This window comes from Budvicia diplopodorum, assembly GCF_009800925.1.
In the GTDB taxonomy this organism is placed as follows: Bacteria; Pseudomonadota; Gammaproteobacteria; order Enterobacterales; family Enterobacteriaceae; genus Budvicia; species Budvicia diplopodorum.
In genome coordinates, this window is record NZ_WOYF01000001.1 from 516,649 (window position 1) to 535,676 (window position 19,028).

General features: G+C 48.7%; 18 protein-coding genes. 6 read left to right on the forward strand and 12 right to left on the reverse strand.

What is annotated here, in order from left to right:
• Positions 1 to 86: 86 nt before the first annotated feature.
• Positions 87 to 674, forward strand: coding sequence for a protein deglycase YajL (gene yajL, locus GVI43_RS02145; protein WP_159564922.1), 588 nt, complete (start codon positions 87 to 89; stop codon positions 672 to 674).
• 39 nt (positions 675 to 713) lie between these two features.
• Here the strand turns inward: yajL and thiI are convergent, their stop codons facing one another.
• Together thiI and GVI43_RS02155 are read right to left on the reverse strand one after the other, a co-directional pair.
• On the reverse strand, positions 714 to 2,168 hold the full coding sequence (gene thiI, locus GVI43_RS02150; protein ID WP_159564924.1) for a tRNA uracil 4-sulfurtransferase ThiI: 1,455 nt from the start codon (positions 2,166 to 2,168) through the stop codon (positions 714 to 716).
• A 249-nt stretch (positions 2,169 to 2,417) separates the two neighbouring features.
• The gene (locus tag GVI43_RS02155) at positions 2,418 to 3,860 is read right to left on the reverse strand and encodes a protein adenylyltransferase SelO (protein WP_159564926.1); all 1,443 of its coding nucleotides are present in this window, start codon (positions 3,858 to 3,860) and stop codon (positions 2,418 to 2,420) included.
• Between the two features lie 461 nt (positions 3,861 to 4,321).
• Here GVI43_RS02155 and xseB point away from each other — a divergent pair, with 461 nt between their 5' ends.
• Genes xseB through dxs form a run of 3 tightly spaced genes read left to right on the forward strand, consistent with a single transcriptional unit; the run spans position 4,322 to position 7,369 of the window.
• Positions 4,322 to 4,564 carry an exodeoxyribonuclease VII small subunit gene (xseB, locus tag GVI43_RS02160; RefSeq protein WP_159565077.1) on the forward strand — a complete coding sequence of 81 codons (243 nt, stop codon included), beginning with the start codon at positions 4,322 to 4,324 and terminating at the stop codon, positions 4,562 to 4,564.
• Positions 4,564 to 5,466 (forward strand): (2E,6E)-farnesyl diphosphate synthase, encoded by a 903-nt coding sequence (gene ispA / locus GVI43_RS02165; protein ID WP_159564928.1) that lies wholly within the window; start codon positions 4,564 to 4,566, stop codon positions 5,464 to 5,466. Before xseB ends, ispA begins: the two co-directional genes overlap by 1 nt.
• 37 nt (positions 5,467 to 5,503) lie before the next feature.
• Positions 5,504 to 7,369, forward strand: a complete 1,866-nt coding sequence (dxs, locus tag GVI43_RS02170; protein WP_159564930.1) for a 1-deoxy-D-xylulose-5-phosphate synthase — start codon at positions 5,504 to 5,506, stop codon at positions 7,367 to 7,369.
• Between the two features lie 88 nt (positions 7,370 to 7,457).
• Here the strand turns inward: dxs and thiL are convergent, their stop codons facing one another.
• The 10 genes from thiL to queA form a co-directional block, all read right to left on the reverse strand.
• Complete coding sequence (thiL, locus tag GVI43_RS02175) at positions 7,458 to 8,456, reverse strand: thiamine-phosphate kinase (RefSeq protein ID WP_159564932.1); 999 nt, start codon at positions 8,454 to 8,456, stop codon at positions 7,458 to 7,460.
• A gap of 339 nt (positions 8,457 to 8,795) precedes the next feature.
• Positions 8,796 to 9,218: a transcription antitermination factor NusB gene (gene nusB, locus GVI43_RS02180; protein WP_159564933.1), complete on the reverse strand. Its 423-nt coding sequence runs from the start codon at positions 9,216 to 9,218 to the stop codon at positions 8,796 to 8,798.
• A 120-nt stretch (positions 9,219 to 9,338) separates the two neighbouring features.
• Positions 9,339 to 9,809, reverse strand: a complete 471-nt coding sequence (gene ribH / locus GVI43_RS02185) for a 6,7-dimethyl-8-ribityllumazine synthase (RefSeq protein ID WP_159564934.1) — start codon at positions 9,807 to 9,809, stop codon at positions 9,339 to 9,341.
• 111 nt (positions 9,810 to 9,920) lie between these two features.
• Positions 9,921 to 11,030 (reverse strand): bifunctional diaminohydroxyphosphoribosylaminopyrimidine deaminase/5-amino-6-(5-phosphoribosylamino)uracil reductase RibD, encoded by a 1,110-nt coding sequence (gene ribD, locus GVI43_RS02190; RefSeq protein WP_159564935.1) that lies wholly within the window; start codon positions 11,028 to 11,030, stop codon positions 9,921 to 9,923.
• Positions 11,031 to 11,038: 8 nt separating this feature from the next.
• Entirely contained in the window at positions 11,039 to 11,488 is a 450-nt protein-coding gene (nrdR, locus tag GVI43_RS02195; protein WP_159564936.1) for a transcriptional regulator NrdR, read from the reverse strand.
• 308 nt (positions 11,489 to 11,796) lie between these two features.
• Positions 11,797 to 12,765 carry a protein translocase subunit SecF gene (gene secF / locus GVI43_RS02200; protein ID WP_159564937.1) on the reverse strand — a complete coding sequence of 323 codons (969 nt, stop codon included), beginning with the start codon at positions 12,763 to 12,765 and terminating at the stop codon, positions 11,797 to 11,799.
• 10 nt (positions 12,766 to 12,775) lie between these two features.
• Positions 12,776 to 14,626 (reverse strand): protein translocase subunit SecD, encoded by a 1,851-nt coding sequence (gene secD / locus GVI43_RS02205; RefSeq protein ID WP_159564939.1) that lies wholly within the window; start codon positions 14,624 to 14,626, stop codon positions 12,776 to 12,778.
• 40 nt (positions 14,627 to 14,666) lie between these two features.
• Positions 14,667 to 14,999, reverse strand: coding sequence for a preprotein translocase subunit YajC (gene yajC, locus GVI43_RS02210; RefSeq protein ID WP_159564941.1), 333 nt, complete (start codon positions 14,997 to 14,999; stop codon positions 14,667 to 14,669).
• A 28-nt stretch (positions 15,000 to 15,027) separates the two neighbouring features.
• Positions 15,028 to 16,152 carry a tRNA guanosine(34) transglycosylase Tgt gene (gene tgt, locus GVI43_RS02215; protein WP_159564943.1) on the reverse strand — a complete coding sequence of 375 codons (1,125 nt, stop codon included), beginning with the start codon at positions 16,150 to 16,152 and terminating at the stop codon, positions 15,028 to 15,030.
• A 48-nt stretch (positions 16,153 to 16,200) separates the two neighbouring features.
• The gene (queA, locus tag GVI43_RS02220; RefSeq protein ID WP_159564945.1) at positions 16,201 to 17,277 is read right to left on the reverse strand and encodes a tRNA preQ1(34) S-adenosylmethionine ribosyltransferase-isomerase QueA; all 1,077 of its coding nucleotides are present in this window, start codon (positions 17,275 to 17,277) and stop codon (positions 16,201 to 16,203) included.
• A gap of 203 nt (positions 17,278 to 17,480) precedes the next feature.
• On the opposite strand from queA, the gene GVI43_RS02225 reads away from it, so the two are divergent.
• Both GVI43_RS02225 and GVI43_RS02230 read left to right on the forward strand, forming a co-directional pair.
• Positions 17,481 to 18,062, forward strand: a complete 582-nt coding sequence (locus GVI43_RS02225) for an acyl carrier protein phosphodiesterase (RefSeq protein WP_159564947.1) — start codon at positions 17,481 to 17,483, stop codon at positions 18,060 to 18,062.
• Positions 18,063 to 18,291: 229 nt separating this feature from the next.
• On the forward strand, positions 18,292 to 18,894 hold the full coding sequence (locus tag GVI43_RS02230; protein WP_159564949.1) for a peroxiredoxin C: 603 nt from the start codon (positions 18,292 to 18,294) through the stop codon (positions 18,892 to 18,894).
• The last annotated feature ends 134 nt before the right edge of the window (positions 18,895 to 19,028 follow it).

A 19,028-nucleotide genomic window follows, 5' to 3' on the forward strand; every position in this document is an offset into this window, starting at 1 on the left:
AATGATAAACATTGTTATGCATGATACCCGTTATACACCGGCCTGCAAAACTTCAGGCGGAAAAAACTGATTAAAAGGACGACAAAATGACACCAAGAGCGCTGGTTTGTCTGGCCCACGGTAGTGAAGAAACCGAAGCCGTTACTACCATTGACCTGCTGGTCAGAGCCGGTATTCAGGTTACCACCGCCAGCGTAGAGGGTGACGGCTGTTTGCAAATCGTCTGTTCGCGGGGAGTAAAGCTACTGGCCGACTACCCGCTGGTTGAGATCGCAGATGAACACTTTGACGCGGTTATTCTGCCCGGCGGCGTCAAAGGCGCTGAATGCTTTCGCGACAGCCCGCTGCTGATAGAACGGCTGCGCCAGACCCATATGAGCGGTAATGTTGTTGCCGCTATTTGCGCCTCTCCGGCCTTAGTGTTGGAGCACCATAAGCTCTTTCCGCTGGGAAATATGTCAGTCAATCCTGACTTCAAGCATCTGATTCCAGAAAATAAGTGGGTTGACCGTCGGGTTACCTACGATGAGCGGGTCAATCTGGTTACCAGTCAGGGAGTTGGTACTTCCATTGATTTCGCGCTAAAGCTGATAGAAGTGCTGGTTAGCCGGGAAAAAGCGGCTCAAGTGGCGCGGCCGCTAATGGTAGCGCCGGGGATTTACGCCTATATCTGATTGCGTACCGGCGTTATAAGCAATAACGCCGGATTTTTATTACGCCTGAGTCCGATAAACCTTCACGTTACTATGGCCCTGCTCAATTAAATAAAGCGCCTGTAGGCGGCTCATTACGCCGCGATCGCAGTACAGCAAATAGGTCTTGGTTTTATCCAGCTCGCTGAATGCGGTTCCCAGCTTATAAAACGGGATTTTTTCGACTTTGACTTGCTCAAGCATCAGTGGGTTACTGTCGGTTTCATCCGGCGCACGAATATCCAGAATCACATCGTTACTGCCAAATGCCGCAACGGTTTCAACTTCCGCTACCTGCTCTTGGGTTTGTTCAGCAATCTGGCGGATATCGATATTAACCGCTTCATTCACTACCCGTTCCAAAATAGAAAAATCAAACTTCGCTTCTTCCGCTTCAATTTTGGCTTTAACCGCTTTAACCGTCGGGCTCTTAGAAATCACACCGCAGTATTCCGGCATAGTTTTGGCAAAATCTTCAGTACCAATTTTGCGCGCCATATCAATGATGTGCTCTTTATCATGAGAAATGAGCGGGCGCAGAATTAAGGTGTCTGAAGCATTATCAATCAGTCGCAGGTTAGTTAATGTCTGGCTGGAAACCTGACCTAGTGCTTCGCCGGTGACCAGCGCCTGAACGCCATAGCGCTCAGCCATGGCTGAAGCGGCACGAACCATCATGCGCTTAAGCACCACGCCCATCTGGCCGTCGTCTACGTTCTCCAGAATTTGTCCGACAACCGGAGCGAAATCTATCGAGATGAAGCGAACCTTATGCGAGCTGCCGAACCGACGCCACAGGTAGTAAGCAACCTGCTTAACGCCGATCTCATGGGCTGCTCCGCCCAGATTAAAGAAACAGTAGTGAACCCGGCAGCCGCGGCGCATCAGCATATAGCTAGAAACCCCAGAGTCAAAACCGCCGGAAATCAACGATAACACGTCTTCCTGAGTGCCGATCGGGAAACCGCCAAGGCCGGGATAGCGGCCCTGAACCATAATCAGGCGATCGCCTTCAATTTCCAGATTCACCGTAACGTCAGGGTGGTTGAGCTTAACTTTGGCCGATTCAATATGTTGGTTTAACCCGCCGCCCACGTAGCGCTCAACGTCTTGGGAGTTAAACTCTTGCTTACCGCGGCGTTTAACCCGCACGCAGAAAGTTTTACCTTCCAACTGATCGCGAAAGTTAGCTAACGTTTGTTCGAAAATATCATGCATATCGGTGTAAGGCGTGTCGTCCACCGCAAGAATGTGGTGAATACCGGGAATTCGCATCAGTTCGTCGCGAATGATCGGGCACTTAGACTGATCTTTGGTGGTGACTTCCAGATGGTCCCAGTGGCGGATAACCGAACACTCTTCATCGTGTAGTCTCAACACGTTGCGGACGCTCCCGGTTAAGATTTTGATAAAGCGCTTGCGTACGGTCACGCTTTTGATAGTAATTTCCGGGAACAGCTTGATGATAAACTTCATGATAGTTGCGAGTACTTACGTAGTTAAGGCGAATGAAAAAGGGTGTTATGGCAACACTGACCATAGCGTTTCTGGGCGGGGAGTATACACCGGGATCGGGGTTTTAGTCACAAAACTTCTGCATCAGCGGGGAAGATTTATCGGGCAATTTATCAGGAATAGCGCCGTTTGTTTCCACGTTTCGCCGCAGAAGAAGCAGGCTTGAAGTTAGCGCGCGCTGCGACGAAAAGTGATATTGGCCTCAGGAGATCAGCTGGAACAAGAGATAGTTAACGTTTTACCCCATTCAGGAGGTAATGCCGCCAGATCGTCATATTCCGGTAATTCTGAATACGGATCCAGCAACCCATGGTGAAGGCGCTTTAATACGCTGACATCATCGCGTTCAGCTGCCTCAATGGCCTGCTGGGCCAGATAGTTACGCAAAATGCGCTTCGGGTTAACCGACTTCATTAGCCGTTGGCGCCGTTCATCGCTCACCTGCTCCGGTTGAATACGCGTGCACCACCGTTGGTACCAACTATCAAACGCCTCGCGGTCGATAAAATCATCGCGCAGGGCAAGCCGTGAGCTACCCTGCTCAACGTCGCTTAACCGGCGGAAAGTGCGGGTATAATCGCGCTTTTCTTTAGCTATCAGGCTAAGCAATTCGTTAAGCAAGTCGTTATCTTGACTATGCTGAGTAAATAGCCCCAACTTAGCGCGCATCTGTTTGCCAAAGGCCGCCACTAATTCAGGCTCATAGGCAGCCAAACCGCGCTGAAGCTGTTCCATGGTCATCAAACCCGACAGCGCATTGGCCAGCTTATGCAAATTCCAGAAAGCGACCGCAGGCTGATTACTAAAAGCATAACGCCCCTGATAATCGCTGTGATTACAGATATAGCCCGGGCTGTAATCATCCAAAAAGCCATAGGGGCCAAAATCAATGGTCAGCCCCAGAATGGACATATTGTCGGTATTCATTACGCCGTGGGCAAAACCCACCGACTGCCACAGTGCGATAAGCCTCGCCGTACGTTCAACAATATCTTTGAACCATAGGAAGTAGCGATCGGGCTCTTGTTCTAGCTCAGGCCAATGGTGCCCAATGGCATAATCGGCCAACTGGCGCACCTGCTCCGGCTGATTCCGATGATAAAAATGTTCAAAATGACCAAAGCGAATATGGCTTTCAGCAACCCGAAGCAGCATTGCTCCTCGCTCAGGCTGCTCACGGAATACCGGATTCTGACTGGTAACAATGGTTAATGCGCGGGTAGTGGGAACGCCCAAATTATGCAGGGCCTCTGAAGCCAGAAACTCACGAATGACCGAGCGTAGCACCGCCCTACCGTCACCCATTCGGGAATAAGGCGTTAATCCGGCCCCTTTCAGATGCCAGTCAACCTTGTTACCGTTACTCAGCAGTTGCTCCCCGAGCAAAATGCCCCGCCCGTCGCCCAATTGCCCGGCCCACGAACCAAACTGATGGCCGCTGTACACCTGCGCCAGAGGCTTCATGCCGGGCAACAGCGTTTCACCGTTCCATAACCCTTGGTTTTCACGGCTAAACAGTGCATCTGTCAGGCCCAGCTCCGCGGCCAGCGGAGCGTTATAATAAAGTAAGCGTGCATCGTTTAGCGGCGTAGGATTCAGTGCGGTATAAAACCCATCCAGCTCATCGTGGTAGGTGTTAACAAATTTCAGCATGATTGGCCTTATCACCCTCGTTCTTTGAATATCTCTCAGTGTAGAACGAGTTACCGTTGATTAACACGGACTGACCGTAGGGGAAATCACTATTTACTCAAAGAATCTGTTTAAACAAAGCGTTATTTGTTTATGCCAGCGGCAAGAATCAATTTATCCAATCAATATCTCTGATACATAGGTAAAAGATGATAATTTCGGACAAGTGCACAAATTCACCCTTATTTATCCTTTGTATGAATTATTTAATGATAAACTGCACGACAGAAACTCTTTTTTCATGCGGTTACCACAACCCGTTAGCACCAACCATCGTGATACATAGTGTTATACTGTGATAACGCTTTCTGCTACTGGTATACCTTCGCAATAGCTTTATACTAGTCCGGTTATTTTAGGTATAGCTAGCGCTATGGTTCAGAACGACAACATTTAATTGAAGCCACTTATATATGCCCAAGATGCCAAAAAAATCGCCTCCGGCAGCCAGTTTTGAAACTGCGCTCGGCGAGTTAGAACAAATCGTTAACCGCCTTGAAACCGGCGAACTTCCGCTAGAAGATGCGCTAAACGAATTTGAGCGCGGTATTCAACTAGCCCGTCAGGGCCAGCAACAGCTACAGCAAGCAGAACAGCGGGTTCAAATACTACTTAACAGCGATCCAGACGCGCCGTTAGTTCCGTTTACTTCGGACGACGCCTAATGCAATCATTCAGCCAACTTCAGTCAGCATACCGCCACCGCGTTAATACTGCGCTTGAGGGGTATATTAACGCTCTGCCTTATAATCAGGCTCCGCTGGTAGACGCGATGCGCTATGGAGCACTGCTAGGGGGAAAGCGTTTACGTCCATTCTTAGTCTACGCTACGGGTGAAATGCTCGGGCTATCGCTAAATAATCTGGACGTTCCTGCCGCAGCGATTGAATGCATTCACGCCTATTCTTTAATCCATGACGATTTACCCGCCATGGATGACGACGATTTACGCCGGGGCCAGCCGACCTGCCATGTCAAATTTGGTGAAGCGCATGCTATTTTGGCCGGTGATGCATTACAAACCTTGGCTTTTTCAATCCTTTGTGATGCCGATATGCCCGCCGTTAGCGTTACCTCTAGGCTAGCTATGGTCAGCGAACTGGCCCTTTCCAGCGGAGCCGCTGGTATGTGTGTAGGCCAGGCGCTGGATTTAGAAGCTGAAAAAAGAAAAATTGATTTATCTGAACTGGAACGGATCCACCGCCACAAAACCGGCGCTCTGATCCGCTCATCTATTCGCTTGGCCGCATTAGCTGCCGGTGAACACGGTAAAGCGGCGCTTCCTCTGCTGGACCGTTACGCTAACGCTATTGGTCTGGCTTTTCAGGTTCAGGACGATATTCTTGATATTGTCGGCGCAACGGAAAAAACCGGTAAACGTCAGGGTGCCGATATTCAACACGAAAAGAGCACCTATCCGGCGCTGCTTGGCCTCGAAAAGGCACAGGAAAAGGCATTGGCCCTGTATCAGGAAGCGATGGATTCACTATCTCTATTAGCTTCACAATCATATAATACCGATTCACTGGAAGCGCTTGCCGGTTTTATTATCGAACGTGATAACTAAGCGGTATTCTTAAGCCCACTATTTAAACGAGTTTTGGATGAGCCTTGATATAACCCAATATCCAACCTTGGCGTTAGTTAATAATCCCGACGATTTACGCCTGATATCAAAAGATAGCCTGCCGAAGCTGTGTGATGAGCTGCGGCAATATCTGCTGAACAGCGTTAGTCGATCCAGCGGCCATCTGGCTTCTGGCCTTGGCACTGTAGAGCTGACGGTGGCACTTCACTATGTCTACAATACGCCATTCGACCATCTTATCTGGGACGTTGGTCATCAGGCTTACCCGCATAAAATTCTGACCGAACGCCGCGACCGTATGCCAACCATCCGCAAAAAAAATGGGCTTCACCCCTTCCCTTGGCGTGAAGAAAGCGAATATGACGTGCTGTCCGTCGGCCATTCTTCAACCTCTATCAGCGCCGGGCTAGGGCTTGCCGTTGCCGCACAGCGCGAAGGCAAAGGCCGTCGTACCGCCTGTGTTATCGGCGATGGCGCGATGACCGCGGGCATGGCCTTTGAGGCCATGAACCATGCCGGAGATATCAAGCCCGACATGTTAGTGATTCTGAACGACAACGAAATGTCGATTTCAGAAAACGTCGGTGCGCTCAATAATCATCTGGCCCAAATTCTTTCCGGCAAGCTTTATTCTTCTCTGCGCGAAAGCGGCAAAATGATGCTTTCCGGCCTACCTCCGATTAAAGAGCTGGTAAAACGCACCGAAGAGCACCTGAAAGGCATGGTGGTACCGGGTACGCTGTTTGAAGAGTTTGGGTTTAACTATATCGGTCCGGTTGACGGGCATGATGTGCAAGCGTTAGTGCAAACCCTGAAAAACATGCGCAGCCTGAAAGGGCCTCAGTTACTGCATATCATGACCAAAAAAGGTAAGGGTTATGCCCCTGCCGAGAAAGATCCGATTGGCTGGCACGGTGTACCTAAGTTTGATCCTGAAACCGGAACCCAGCAAAAAGGCGGCAGTTCACACCCAAGCTATTCTACTATTTTTGGCGACTGGCTATGCGAAACGGCGGCCACTGACGACAAACTGATGGCCGTAACGCCCGCCATGCGTGAAGGTTCAGGCATGGTGCGTTTTTCAAAGGAATACCCAACGCGGTATTTCGATGCCGCCATTGCGGAACAGCACGCGGTCACCTTTGCCGCCGGTCTAGCCATTGGCGGTTTTAAACCCATTGTTGCCATTTACTCTACCTTCTTACAGCGCGGCTACGATCAGGTTATTCATGACGTGGCGATTCAGGGGCTACCGGTGATGTTTGCCATTGACCGTGGCGGCATCGTCGGTGCCGACGGCCCAACGCATCAGGGGGCCTTCGATCTCAGCTTCCTGCGCTGCATTCCCAATATGGTGATTATGGCTCCAAGCGATGAGAATGAATGCCGCCAAATGCTGCATACGGGTCATCACTATCAGGATGGTCCGGTTACCGTACGTTACCCGCGTGGAAATGGAACCGGTGCAGCGCTGGAGCCGTTAGCCATACTGCCTATCGGCAAAGCCAAAGTACATCGCACCGGCGAGAAGCTGGCGATCCTTAACTTCGGTACCTTATTGCCAGACGCGCTGAAAGCTGCCGAACAGTTAAACGCCACCGTTGTGGATATGCGCTTTGTTAAACCGCTCGATCAATCGCTGATTCTGGAGCTGGCACAAAGCCACGATGCCTTTATTACGCTGGAAGAGAACGCCATTATGGGCGGGGCCGGTAGCGGCGTTAACGAGCTGCTGATGGCTAACCGAAAAGCGATTCCGGTACTCAACCTCGGCCTGCCGGATTACTTTATTCCACAGGGCGATCAGGATGAAATTCGGGCCGATCTGGGTCTGGATGCGCAAGGTATCATCAAACAAATCAAAGAATGGTTAGCCAAGTAGGGTCTTAATCACCAAGCCCACAAACAAGAACGGTGAAGAGCGCCCTGCTCCTCACCGTTCGTTCAAGCCTTAGCGCAAATAAACACGGTTAACACACGTCGCTATCCTGCAGATTGCTACCAAAATGGTCAAACCCGTTCAGGTCTAATAATACGGGTTCATTATTGTCACAAATTTGAAAGCCAGTATGTTCAGGCGTAATTTGCCCGATACAGGTGTAAGGCACGCCTAGATCGGCCAATGCGGTATCCATCGCGCCCCGGTTTTCTTCAGGTATGGTGAAGCATAATTCATAGTCTTCCCCACCGGATAACGCCCACGTAAGCGCCTGTTCACGGCTACAGCAAGACCTCAACGCGGGTGACAAAACCAGCTGATCCAAATGGATCTTTGCGCCACATTTACTCGCTTTCAGAATATGCTGTAGATCGGAGATTAATCCATCGGATAAGTCGATAGCCGACGTTGCCAGCTGACGTATGCCTTGCCCCATCAGAATACGCGGCTTAGGCCTGAGATGGCGCTTAACCAAATAGTCGCGGGTCTTTTCATCTTCCACCGTCAGGCGATTTTGTAAAATAGCCAAGCCAGCGGCGCTGTCGCCCGGCCAGCCGGTAACATATATCCAGTTACCGATCTTTGCACCGCTGCGGGTCAGCTCCTTTCCTACCGGGATCCAGCCATTAATGGTCAGAGTCAGGCTAAGCGGGCCTTTGGTCGTATCGCCGCCGATAAGCTGCATACCATAGTAGTCGAGCACGCTAAACAGGCTATCGCTAAACCTTTTCAGCCACTCTTCATTAACCACTGGCAACGTCAGGGCCAAAGAAACCCAGGCAGGATCGGCCCCCATGGCGGCTAAATCACTAAGGTTAACCGCCAAAGATTTATAGCCCAGATCGGCGGGGTCAATGTCAGGAAGGAAGTGGGTGCCGGAGACTAAGGTGTCAGTACTTATGGCTAAATACTGTTTTTCTGAAGGAATCAATAAGGCACAGTCATCACCAATGCCTAAGCGAACGTCTTTTCGGGAGTTACCCTGCCGGTTAAAATAACGGGCAATAACGTCAAACTCACCACATGACATAATAGCAGTACTCCAAACAAACTCAGAAATAAGGCCGGCGGTGCCGTAGTACCTGTCAGTTAAGGGTAATCAACATACTGGAAATGGTAATCGGCTTAGCTATCATCGGTCCATCCCCGTCGTCACCCCTGCGAAAGCCGGGGCCCAGCCTTTAAGCCAAGAGTTAACCTGTTAGCTAAAATCTGGATCCCGTTTTTCAGCGGGATGACGACAGAGAGAATTTTGAGATAATGAGGCAGATTACTCTTTCAAGCATATCCCTTAGCCTTAACTAATTGGCATTACGACAGTGCCAGCCTTATTGAATTGTTACAAACTAGTCTATTAAATCGCGACAAACTATTTCGCATTCCGTACGCGGATACGAGGAACGACTTTATCCAGCACCCCGTTCACAAACTTGTGGCTATCTTCAGCACCAAAGATTTTCGCTAACTCAATTGCTTCGTTAATCACAACTTTATAAGGCACATCTTCACGTTTACTCAGCTCATAAACAGCAACGCGTAAAATTGCTCTTTCAATCTGGCCCAGCTCATCAAGCGTGCGGGACAGGTACGGAGCCATTAGCTTATCCAGTTCACCAGCGTTGGTTGCCGCTCCGGTAAAAAGCTCGCGGAAGTAGGTTAAATCAACGTCTTTGACATCCTGTTCTGTTAAAAATTCTAATTCAACATCGGCGATATCATTTTTGGACAACTGCCAAGAGTATAGCGCCTGAACGGCGCACTCGCGGGCGCGGCGGCGAGCTGCAGGTTTCACGGAATTCCCCTTAAATAGGTCAGACAATCAAATCCAATTGAGCTTATACCTCAAATAATTCGAGTTACACAAACGCAACCAACGCATCGGCAACCAGAAATTTGACGGGTAACATCGCTATTACGATTTGATTGCCTTAATAACATTAATCATTTCTAGCGCAGTCATCGCAGCCTCTGCACCTTTGTTACCGGCTTTAGTTCCGGCGCGTTCGATCGCTTGTTCGATGCTTTCAGTGGTTAATACGCCGAATGAAACCGGGATTTTACCGTTGATAGCAACGTTAGCTAAACCGGTACTTGCACCACCAGCAACGTATTCAAAGTGAGCGGTACCACCACGAATTACGGTTCCTAATGCAATAATAGCATCATACTTATTGGTGTCAGCCAGCGTTTGAGCGGCTAAAGGTAGCTCATAAGCGCCAGGAACCCAAACAACGGTAATATTTGAATCAGAAACCTGACCAATACGTTTTAATGCATCAATAGCCCCTTCAAGCAGGCTATCGTTAATAAAATTGTTAAAGCGAGCAATAACAATAGCAACGCGAGCCTGCGGTGCAGCAACAATACCTTCGATAACGTTCATAAAAGCATTTCCTTGGTTTATTGATTCAATAGCCCGACAAGGGGGCGGATTCTATCATATTCTTTTGGCTGCCGCGCTTTGGATTTGCTCCTCCGGGCAGAATTAGTCAGATTACGATTGGGGTAATAAGCTTAACCGTATGTCATCACCAATTTGCCGCACCTCTTTTAAGGTAAATACCGGCGCCTGAGACAGCGTATTTAGTCCGGGCAGTTTACATAATCCCAGCGCATCATCCCCTAACAATTTTGGTGCAATATATAAAATTAATTCATCAACCAGACCCGCCTGCAGCAAAGCACCCGCCATAGTTGGGCCAGTTTCAGCCCAGACGGTATTAATCTGGCGTCGGCCTAATTGCATCATTAATACAACCAGATCGATACCGGCGTTGTGGGCAGGAATAACCAACTGTTCAACGTTAGCGGGCCAGGCTTCATCACTTTTTTCAGTTCGCACCAGCAAGATGTCACCGGCGAGAGAAAACAGGTGAAAATCAGGGGTAATCCGGTTATTACCGTCAAGAATAACCCGCAAAGGCTGGCGTAAATCAGCTTCATGATACTGCTGGCGAATTTGGCTATCCAATGCGCTCCAACGCACGTTTAATGACGGATTATCGGCTAATACCGTTGCGCTGGTGCTCAAAATAGCCGAGCTTTCTGCCCTGAATTGCTGAACGTCGGCTCTTGAGGCGCCAGAGGTTATCCACTGGCTTTCACCCGAAGCCATAGCGGTTTTACCGTCCAAAGAGGCGGCAAGCTTAAGCTGGAGATAAGGAAAGCCGGTGCGCATGCGTTTAAAAAAACCACGGTTAATGGCTTCCGCTTCCGCCATCATCAGGCCGTGCTCAACCTCAATTCCGGCCTGCCGCAGCAGAAATAGCCCTCGTCCGGCGACTTCCGGGTTCGGGTCTTGCATAGCGGCAACAACCCGAGAAACGCCGGCGTTAATCAGGGCTTCGGCACAGGGGGGGGTACGGCCGTGATGGCTACAGGGTTCCAGCGTGACATAAGCCGTTGCGCCGCGAGCTTTATCGCCAGCGATGCGCAAAGCATGAACTTCAGCGTGGGGTTCACCGGCGCGAAAATGAAACCCTTCACCAACCACTTCATCGTTACGAACTAAGACACAGCCGACGTTGGGGTTTGGTGACGTGGTAAAACGACCAGACCGCGCAAGCTCCAGCGCCCGGGCCATATAGAAGGCATCATTTTGCATTAGCGTATTTAGTCCTGCAGTTTTGCAATCTCTTCACCAAACTCACGAATATCTTCAAAGCTACGATAAACGGAGGCAAAGCGAATATAGGCTACTTTATCCAGTTTTTTCAGCGCGTCCATCACTAGGTTTCCAACCGTAGAGGCAAGCACTTCTCGCTCACCGGTAGCCCTTAGCTGTGATTTAATATGGCTGATGGCCATTTCGATATCGTCAGAATTCACCGGGCGTTTCTCTAATGCTTTGAGCATGCCCCGGCGTAATTTCGCTTCATCAAAAGGCTCACGGATCTCATTACTTTTAATGATGCGTGGCATAACCAGCTCAGCGACTTCAAAGGTAGTAAAACGCTCATTACAATCCAAACATTGGCGGCGACGGCGAACCTGTGATCCCTCACCAACTAAACGTGAATCAATCACTTTAGTATCAACCGCAGCACAAAATGGGCAATGCATAACGTCTCCTGAAATTATTCATGAACCAAAGGTGCAACTATTATTTAACTAGCATTCTAAACGGCTACGCACAATAGTGATATACCTAGCCCATTTGAAAATGGACTTTAATAGTGATTCTCCGCAGGACTATCCGTGCGTAAAGTAAAAAAGCCGGAACAATTCCTCTGAGTTGGTCCGTTTATTACCCTGAGCGACGGATATGTACCTGCCGATTTTACGGGCACAGGAATACGCCAGATTGTCTCTCTAACGCCCACAAAAAAGCCCTCAACTAAGAGGGCTTATGATTCAAACAATTATCGCCATTAAGGCAAGATCGAAGGCTGATCTGCACCCTCTTTCTCTACTTTTTGCGTCAGCATATGTTCACGTTTAACACCCAGTTTAAGCGCCATAAATGCAGCAACCCAAATAGATGAAATAGTTCCCAGCAGGATACCAATGGCTAATGACTCCGAGAAGCCTTTAAGCATTTCGCCGCCGAAGAACAGTAGACACAGTACGGCCAGCATCGTTGTACCTGAGGTCATCAACGTACGGCTCAGCGTCTGGGTCAGTGAAACGTTCATAATTTCATAAGACGTACCGCGACGGATCTTACGGAAGTTCTCACGTATCCGGTCAAATACCACGATAGTATCGTTGAGGGAATAACCGATAATTGACAACATTGCCGCAACGATGGTCAGGTCAAGCTCGCGTTGGAAAAGCGAAATTATGCCGAGCGTAATCACCACGTCGTGAACCAGTGCAAATACGGCACCAGCGGCCAAACGCCATTCAAAGCGGAAGCCAACGTAAATCAGAATACACAGTAAACAAACGATAATTGCCATCAGGCCCGACTCAGCCAGCTCAGCACCAACGCTAGGGCCAACAAACTCGATACGCTTAACTACCGCGCCCTGATCTGCGTTCTGATGAACAATCTCAAGCACCTTAGTGCTTAGCTGATTGCTGTTCATTCCTTCGATAGGCGCTGTACGAATCATTACGTCGCGCGTGCTACCAAAGTTCTGAACTACCGGATCTTTAAAGCCTTGCTGATTTAACTCGTTGCGGACTTTTTCTAGGTCGATCGGCTGAGTCAGCCCGACCTCAATAACCGTACCGCCGGTAAAATCCAGACCCCAATTAAACCCTTTCACGCCCATCACAACAAATGACAGAACGACTAAGATCATTGAGACAACGAAAGCGGCATTACCCACGCGCAGGAAGTCATACACTCTCCGGCCATGGTTAAGCTGCTCTACTTTATATTCCTCTGCCACAACAGGCTCCTTAAATAGACAGCTTAGAAATGCGCTTGCCACCGTAGATTAAATTAACAATGGCTCGGGTACCAACAATCGCAGTAAACATTGATGTTAATACGCCGATAGACAGAGTAATCGCAAATCCTCGAATCGAACCGGTACCAACAGCATACAGAATGGCGGCGGTAATTAGGGTTGTCAGGTTAGCATCTAGAATACTGCTAAATGCGCCGTTATATCCCTCATGAATAGCCTGCTGCACGCTGCGGCCATTCTTCAGCTCTTCTTTTATTCGTTCATTGATCAGTACGTTTGCATCCACCGCCATACCGACCGTTAGTACGATCCCGGCAATGCCCGGCATACTTAACGTAGCCCCCGGTAACATCGACATAATACCGACAATCAGGATAACGTTGACCAACAGAGCCGCACTCGCCATCAGACCAAAGAAGCGATACACGATCAGCATAAAGATCACAGAAGCCATCAGCCCCCAGAAGCACGCTTCCAGACCTTGGGTAATATTCTGCTGACCTAAAGAAGGACCAATTGTACGTTCTTCAACAATCTGAATTGGCGCAATCAACGCACCGGCACGTAGCAGTAATGACAGCTGACGGGCTTCCGTCGCGTTATCAATTCCGGTAATGCGGAAGCTGTTAGCCAAACGAGACTGAATAGTGGCAACGTTAATGACTTCTTCATGCTTTTCAAGGACTGAACGACCGTTAGCATCTTTTTTACCGCTGTCTTTATACTCAACGAATAGCGTGGCCATATTTTTGCCAACGCTATCTTTGGTGTAATCAGACATGATATTACCACCGGCGCTATCAAGAGAGATGTTCACCTGAGGGCGGCCATACTCATCGGCGCTGGAAGTAGAATCGGTAATATGGTCACCGGTTAGAATCACTTTCTTCAGTAACACCACCGGAGAGCCGTCACGACGGTATTTAACCTCTGACTTACTGCGGTCACGACCATTTAGAACAGACTGAGCATCAATATTGGTGTTTACAGCCCGGAACTCTAAGGTTGCCGTTGCGCCAAGAATTTCTTTAGCGCGGGCGGTATCCTGAATACCTGGCAGTTCAACCACGATACGTTCGGCTCCCTGACGCTGCACGACAGGTTCAGCCACGCCCAATTGATTCACACGGTTACGTAAGATATTCACGTTTTGCTGTACCGCATATTCCCGGGCTTCGCTTAAGCGTTGTTCGGTCATGGTTGCGGTAAAGGTATTTTTATCACCGGTGGTAAAAATTAAATCACGATGACGCGGAGTCAGGTAGTCAATCGCTTGAGAGAGGCTATCTGCATCGCCAAAGCGTGCGACAACGCCACCATCATTGCTTTTGACCACTTCGGCATAGGCAATGCCTTTCGCGTGCAATTCGCTTTCAATTGAATCCTGAGTTTGTTCTTGCAGCTTAGACATGGCGGTTTCCATATCCACTTCCATTAAGAAGTGAACGCCACCGCGCAGGTCCAGCCCCAATTTCATAGGGTCAGCACCAATGGCCTGTAACCAATGAGGGGTCGCGGGCGCAAGATTAAGCGCAATAATAAAATTATTGCCCAGCGCTTCAGCCAATACTTCCTGAGCGCGTAACTGAACATCGGCGCTATTAAAGCGGATCAGCAGAGAGCCAGTACTCTCTAAAACTGACGATTTAATATCGATGTTCTGTTTTTGTAAGACATCTTCAACTTGACCCAGCGTAGTACTACTGGCGGCGACTCCGCGCGCACCAGTAATTTGAACGGCCGGATCCTCACCATAAAGGTTAGGAAGTGCATAAAGCAAGCCTATGCCGATAGCAAAGACCAGCATCAGATACTTCCATAAAGGATAACGGTTTAACACAATAGTTTCCCTTCGGGAAAATCAAAAAACATAGCGCATCTTAGAGCGCTTTCATCGTGCCTTTTGGCAATACGGCAGCAACGAAATCCCGTTTAATTGTAACTTCAGTGGTATCGTTCAGCGCGATCACAATGTAACCGGTGTCAGATACTTTAGTTACGCGGCCTAGTAAACCACCGGTAGTCAACACTTCGTCACCTTTACCAATGGAGGCCATCAGGTTTTTATGCTCTTTGGCCCGCTTTTGCTGTGGACGCAGAATCATAAAATAGAAAATCAGACCAAATACGGCCAGCATAGCGATCATTGGTATTGGGCCCTGCGCCGAAGCAGGACCAGCAGAAGCGACTGCGTCAGAAATAAACAGACTCATTAAAGAGATTCCTCATTTGTTATGTGAATTAATTAGCTAAAGGTGGAACAGTTTTACCAATACGACCATAAAAATCTGAAACAAAGTGCTCTAATGTACCCTGCTCAATAGCGTCGCGTAAACCCGCCATTAAACGCTGGTAGTATCTGAGGTTATGAATCGTATTTAACCGGGCACCCAGAATTTCATTACAGCGGTCAAGATGATGCAAATAGGCCCGACTATAATTGCGGCACGTATAGCAATCACAGTGTTCATCGAGCGTTGACGTATCATCTTTATGTTGAGCATTACGGATTTTAACCACACCATCGGTAACAAACAAATGTCCGTTACGCGCATTTCGGGTCGGCATCACACAATCAAACATATCAATACCACGCCGCACGCCTTCAACCAAATCTTCAGGTTTACCAACACCCATCAGGTAACGCGGTTTGTCAGCCGGAATTTGAGGACAAACATGCTCAAGAATGCGGTGCATATCCTCTTTTGGCTCACCGACGGCCAAACCGCCAACAGCGTAACCGTCAAAGCCGATATCTACCAGCCCTTTTACCGATACATCGCGTAAATCTTCGTATACGCTGCCCTGAATAATACCAAACAGCGCGTTGTTGTTATTTAGCTCATCAAAACGAACCCGACTACGTTTAGCCCAGCGTAATGACATTTCCATTGAACGTTTCGCATAGTCCCAGTCGGCGGGGTATGGCGTACATTCATCAAAAATCATCACGATGTCAGACCCCAAATCGTATTGGATTTCCATCGATTTTTCAGGGCTAAGAAAGATAGCATCACCGTTAATCGGGTTGCGGAAGTTCACGCCTTCTTCAGTAATTTTACTGATATCACCCAGACTGAACACCTGAAAGCCGCCTGAATCCGTTAAGATCGGGCCATGCCAGTTCATGAAATCATGCAGGTCGCCATGTTTACGCATGATGTCCTGACCCGGGCGTAGCCACAGGTGGAAAGTGTTACCGAGCAGAATTTGTGCACCGGTTTCGGTCACCTCTTCCGGTGTCATACCTTTAACCGTGCCGTAAGTACCCACGGGCATGAATGCTGGGGTTTCTACTACACCGCGTTCGAAAACTAAACGCCCGCGTCTGGCGCGCCCGTCCGTTGTTTGTAGTTCAAACTTCACTTAAAACCTCCGCCACCAGAAAAACAGTCTGGAGCTTGTTTTGGCTAATTATAATTCCCGCTGGGGAATTTCATTTATCGCATCAGGATTACGCGTAATAAACATCGCATCACCATAGCTAAAGAAACGGTATTTCTTCTCGACTGCCTGCCGATAAGCGCGAAGCGTGTTGGCATAGCCAGCAAAGGCCGAGACCAGCATAATCAGCGTTGATTCAGGCAGGTGAAAGTTCGTAATCAGGGTATCAACAATTTTGAACTGATAGCCCGGATAAATAAAGATACAGGTGTCACCGAAAAACGGTTCAAGCAGACTATTTTTTGTCGCCTGAGCCGCACTCTCTAAAGAACGTACTGAAGTCGTACCGACGGCAATCACTTTATTGCCTCGGGATTTACAGGCCAACACCGCGTCAACCACGTTTTGTGGCACCTCGACGTATTCGGAATGCATAACGTGTTGTTTAATATCATCAACGCGAACTGGCTGAAAAGTCCCGGCACCAACGTGCAGAGTGACAAATGCCATCTCAATGCCTTTATTGCTCAACGCATCGAGCAATGGCTGATCAAAATGCAAACCGGCCGTTGGCGCAGCAACGGCACCGGGGCGTTCGCTATACACCGTTTGATATAGCTCGCGGTCTGACTCTTCATCAGGACGGTCGATATACGGCGGCAGTGGCATATGCCCGGCCGCATTTAAAATGGTCAGTACGTCACGCCCATCGTCAAAGCTCAGTTCAAACAGCGAATCGTGACGGGCAATCATGGTAGCCGGAATAGACTCATCGTCGCCCAATAGCAACCGCGTTCCGGGCTTAGGCGATTTTGATGCCCGAACGTGGGCCAGAACTCTGCGATCGTCTAACACTCGCTCAACCAGTACTTCAACCTTACCGCCGCTGGCCTTACAGCCAAATAGCCGCGCCGGGATCACTCGAGTGTTGTTAAACACCAGCAAATCGCCGGGCTCAAGCTTATCAAGCACGTCGGTAAAAATATCGTCAGACAATGAACCACTGATGCCATCAAGCGACAATAAACGGCAAGCGCTCCGCTCGGCCTGAGGGTATCGGGCGATGAGAGACTCTGGAAGTTCGAATGAAAAATCAGTAACGCGCATGGGTTTTCAAATCTCAAAAAACAAGCGGCCTAGTCTAGAGCCACTTGGATAAGGCTGCAACTAATAAGGCAACAAAAACGTAATATTAGCTACCCAAAATCATTTAAATTGCAGGAAGACGGCCAACGCATCTGCAACGTAAAGTATGGCGGGTATAACAAGAAAAACGGCTAATTCTGGCAGATTACACTATAATGCAGGACATGAATTTTCTAGCCCACCTTCATCTTGCCTCTTTGGCCGAAAGTTCCCTGTTAGGGAACGTACTTGCCGACTTCGTTCGCGGAAACCCAGAGGCCAACTATTCCGGCGACATTGTCAGCGGCATCAGGCTACATCGTCGAATAGATAAGCTCACCGATAGCCTAGAGCCAGTAAAACAGGCGCGAAGCCTGTTTAGCGTTCAAAATTATCGGGTTGCACCCATTGCCCTCGACGTTCTCTGGGATCACTTTCTCTCGCGGCACTGGGCAAAAATGGAACCTAAAATAGCCTTAACTGACTTTATTCAATGCGCTCAGGACTCCATTACCCCCTCTCTTCCCTCTACGCCTGAAGATTTTCAGCATATGAACCAATATCTCTGGAGAGAGCGCTGGCTGGAACGCTATGCCGAACTGCCGTTTATTGATAATACGCTAAAGCGCATGGCCGCCAGACGCCCCAAGCTTAGCGCGCTGGGGGAATGCATTTTGGATATTCAGCAAAACTATACTGATTTAGAAGCGATATTTTTTCAGTTCTATCCAGAAATGGCTAATTTAGCCAAAACAAAAAACTTATGATCGGGTTATCAGCTTAAATCTCGGTACTAACGTAAATTAGCGTATAGCGGCTTTACTGCATCATCGGCCTTGAGTAGGGTTAACGCCTTAGGTGAGCAAGATATTCGTTGATAGGTAAAAGCTATCTCATCAATCGGCCATATATCTTTGCAGCTAAAGCTTATCGCCCTATACTGGCACACAATTTCGAACAATCACTCATTAACCTATTATAGACAGGAGAGTTATTATGGTACTGGTTACTCGCCAAGCCCCTGATTTTACCGCCGCAGCCGTTCTTGGTAACGGTGAAATCGTCAACGATTTCAATTTTAAAAACCACCTGAATGGCAAGCCAGCCGTCCTGTTCTTCTGGCCAATGGACTTTACTTTCGTATGCCCATCAGAGCTGATTGCCTTTGATCACCGTTATGATGAATTCAAAAAGCGCGGCGTTAACGTTGTTGGCGTTTCCTTTGACTCTGAGTTCGTTCATAACGCATGGCGTAAAACCCCGGTAGACAACGGCGGCATCGGCGAAGTGCAATACGCAATGGTTGCTGACAGTAAGCGTGAAATTCAACAGGCTTACGGTATTGAACACCCAGAAGCTGGCGTGGCATTACGCGGTTCTTTCTTAATCGACAAAAACGGCGTTGTTCGTCACCAGGTTGTTAATGACCTGCCGTTAGGCCGTAATATTGACGAAATGCTGCGTATGGTTGATGCACTGCAGTTCCACGAAGAGCATGGCCAAGTTTGCCCTGCACAGTGGGAAAAAGGCAAAGAAGGTATGGATGCTGCACCGGAAGGCGTAGCTAAATATCTTTCTCAGAACGCAGCTAAACTGTAATTCTGAACCAACAAGTCTTTAAAAAGCCGCTTACAGCGGCTTTTTTTATGGGCATTGTCTAATGCTTTAATGTATATGCTTAGTTCTGCGATAGACAAAGCGCTTCCTCTAGCTCCTCTAAATCATTCCCAACA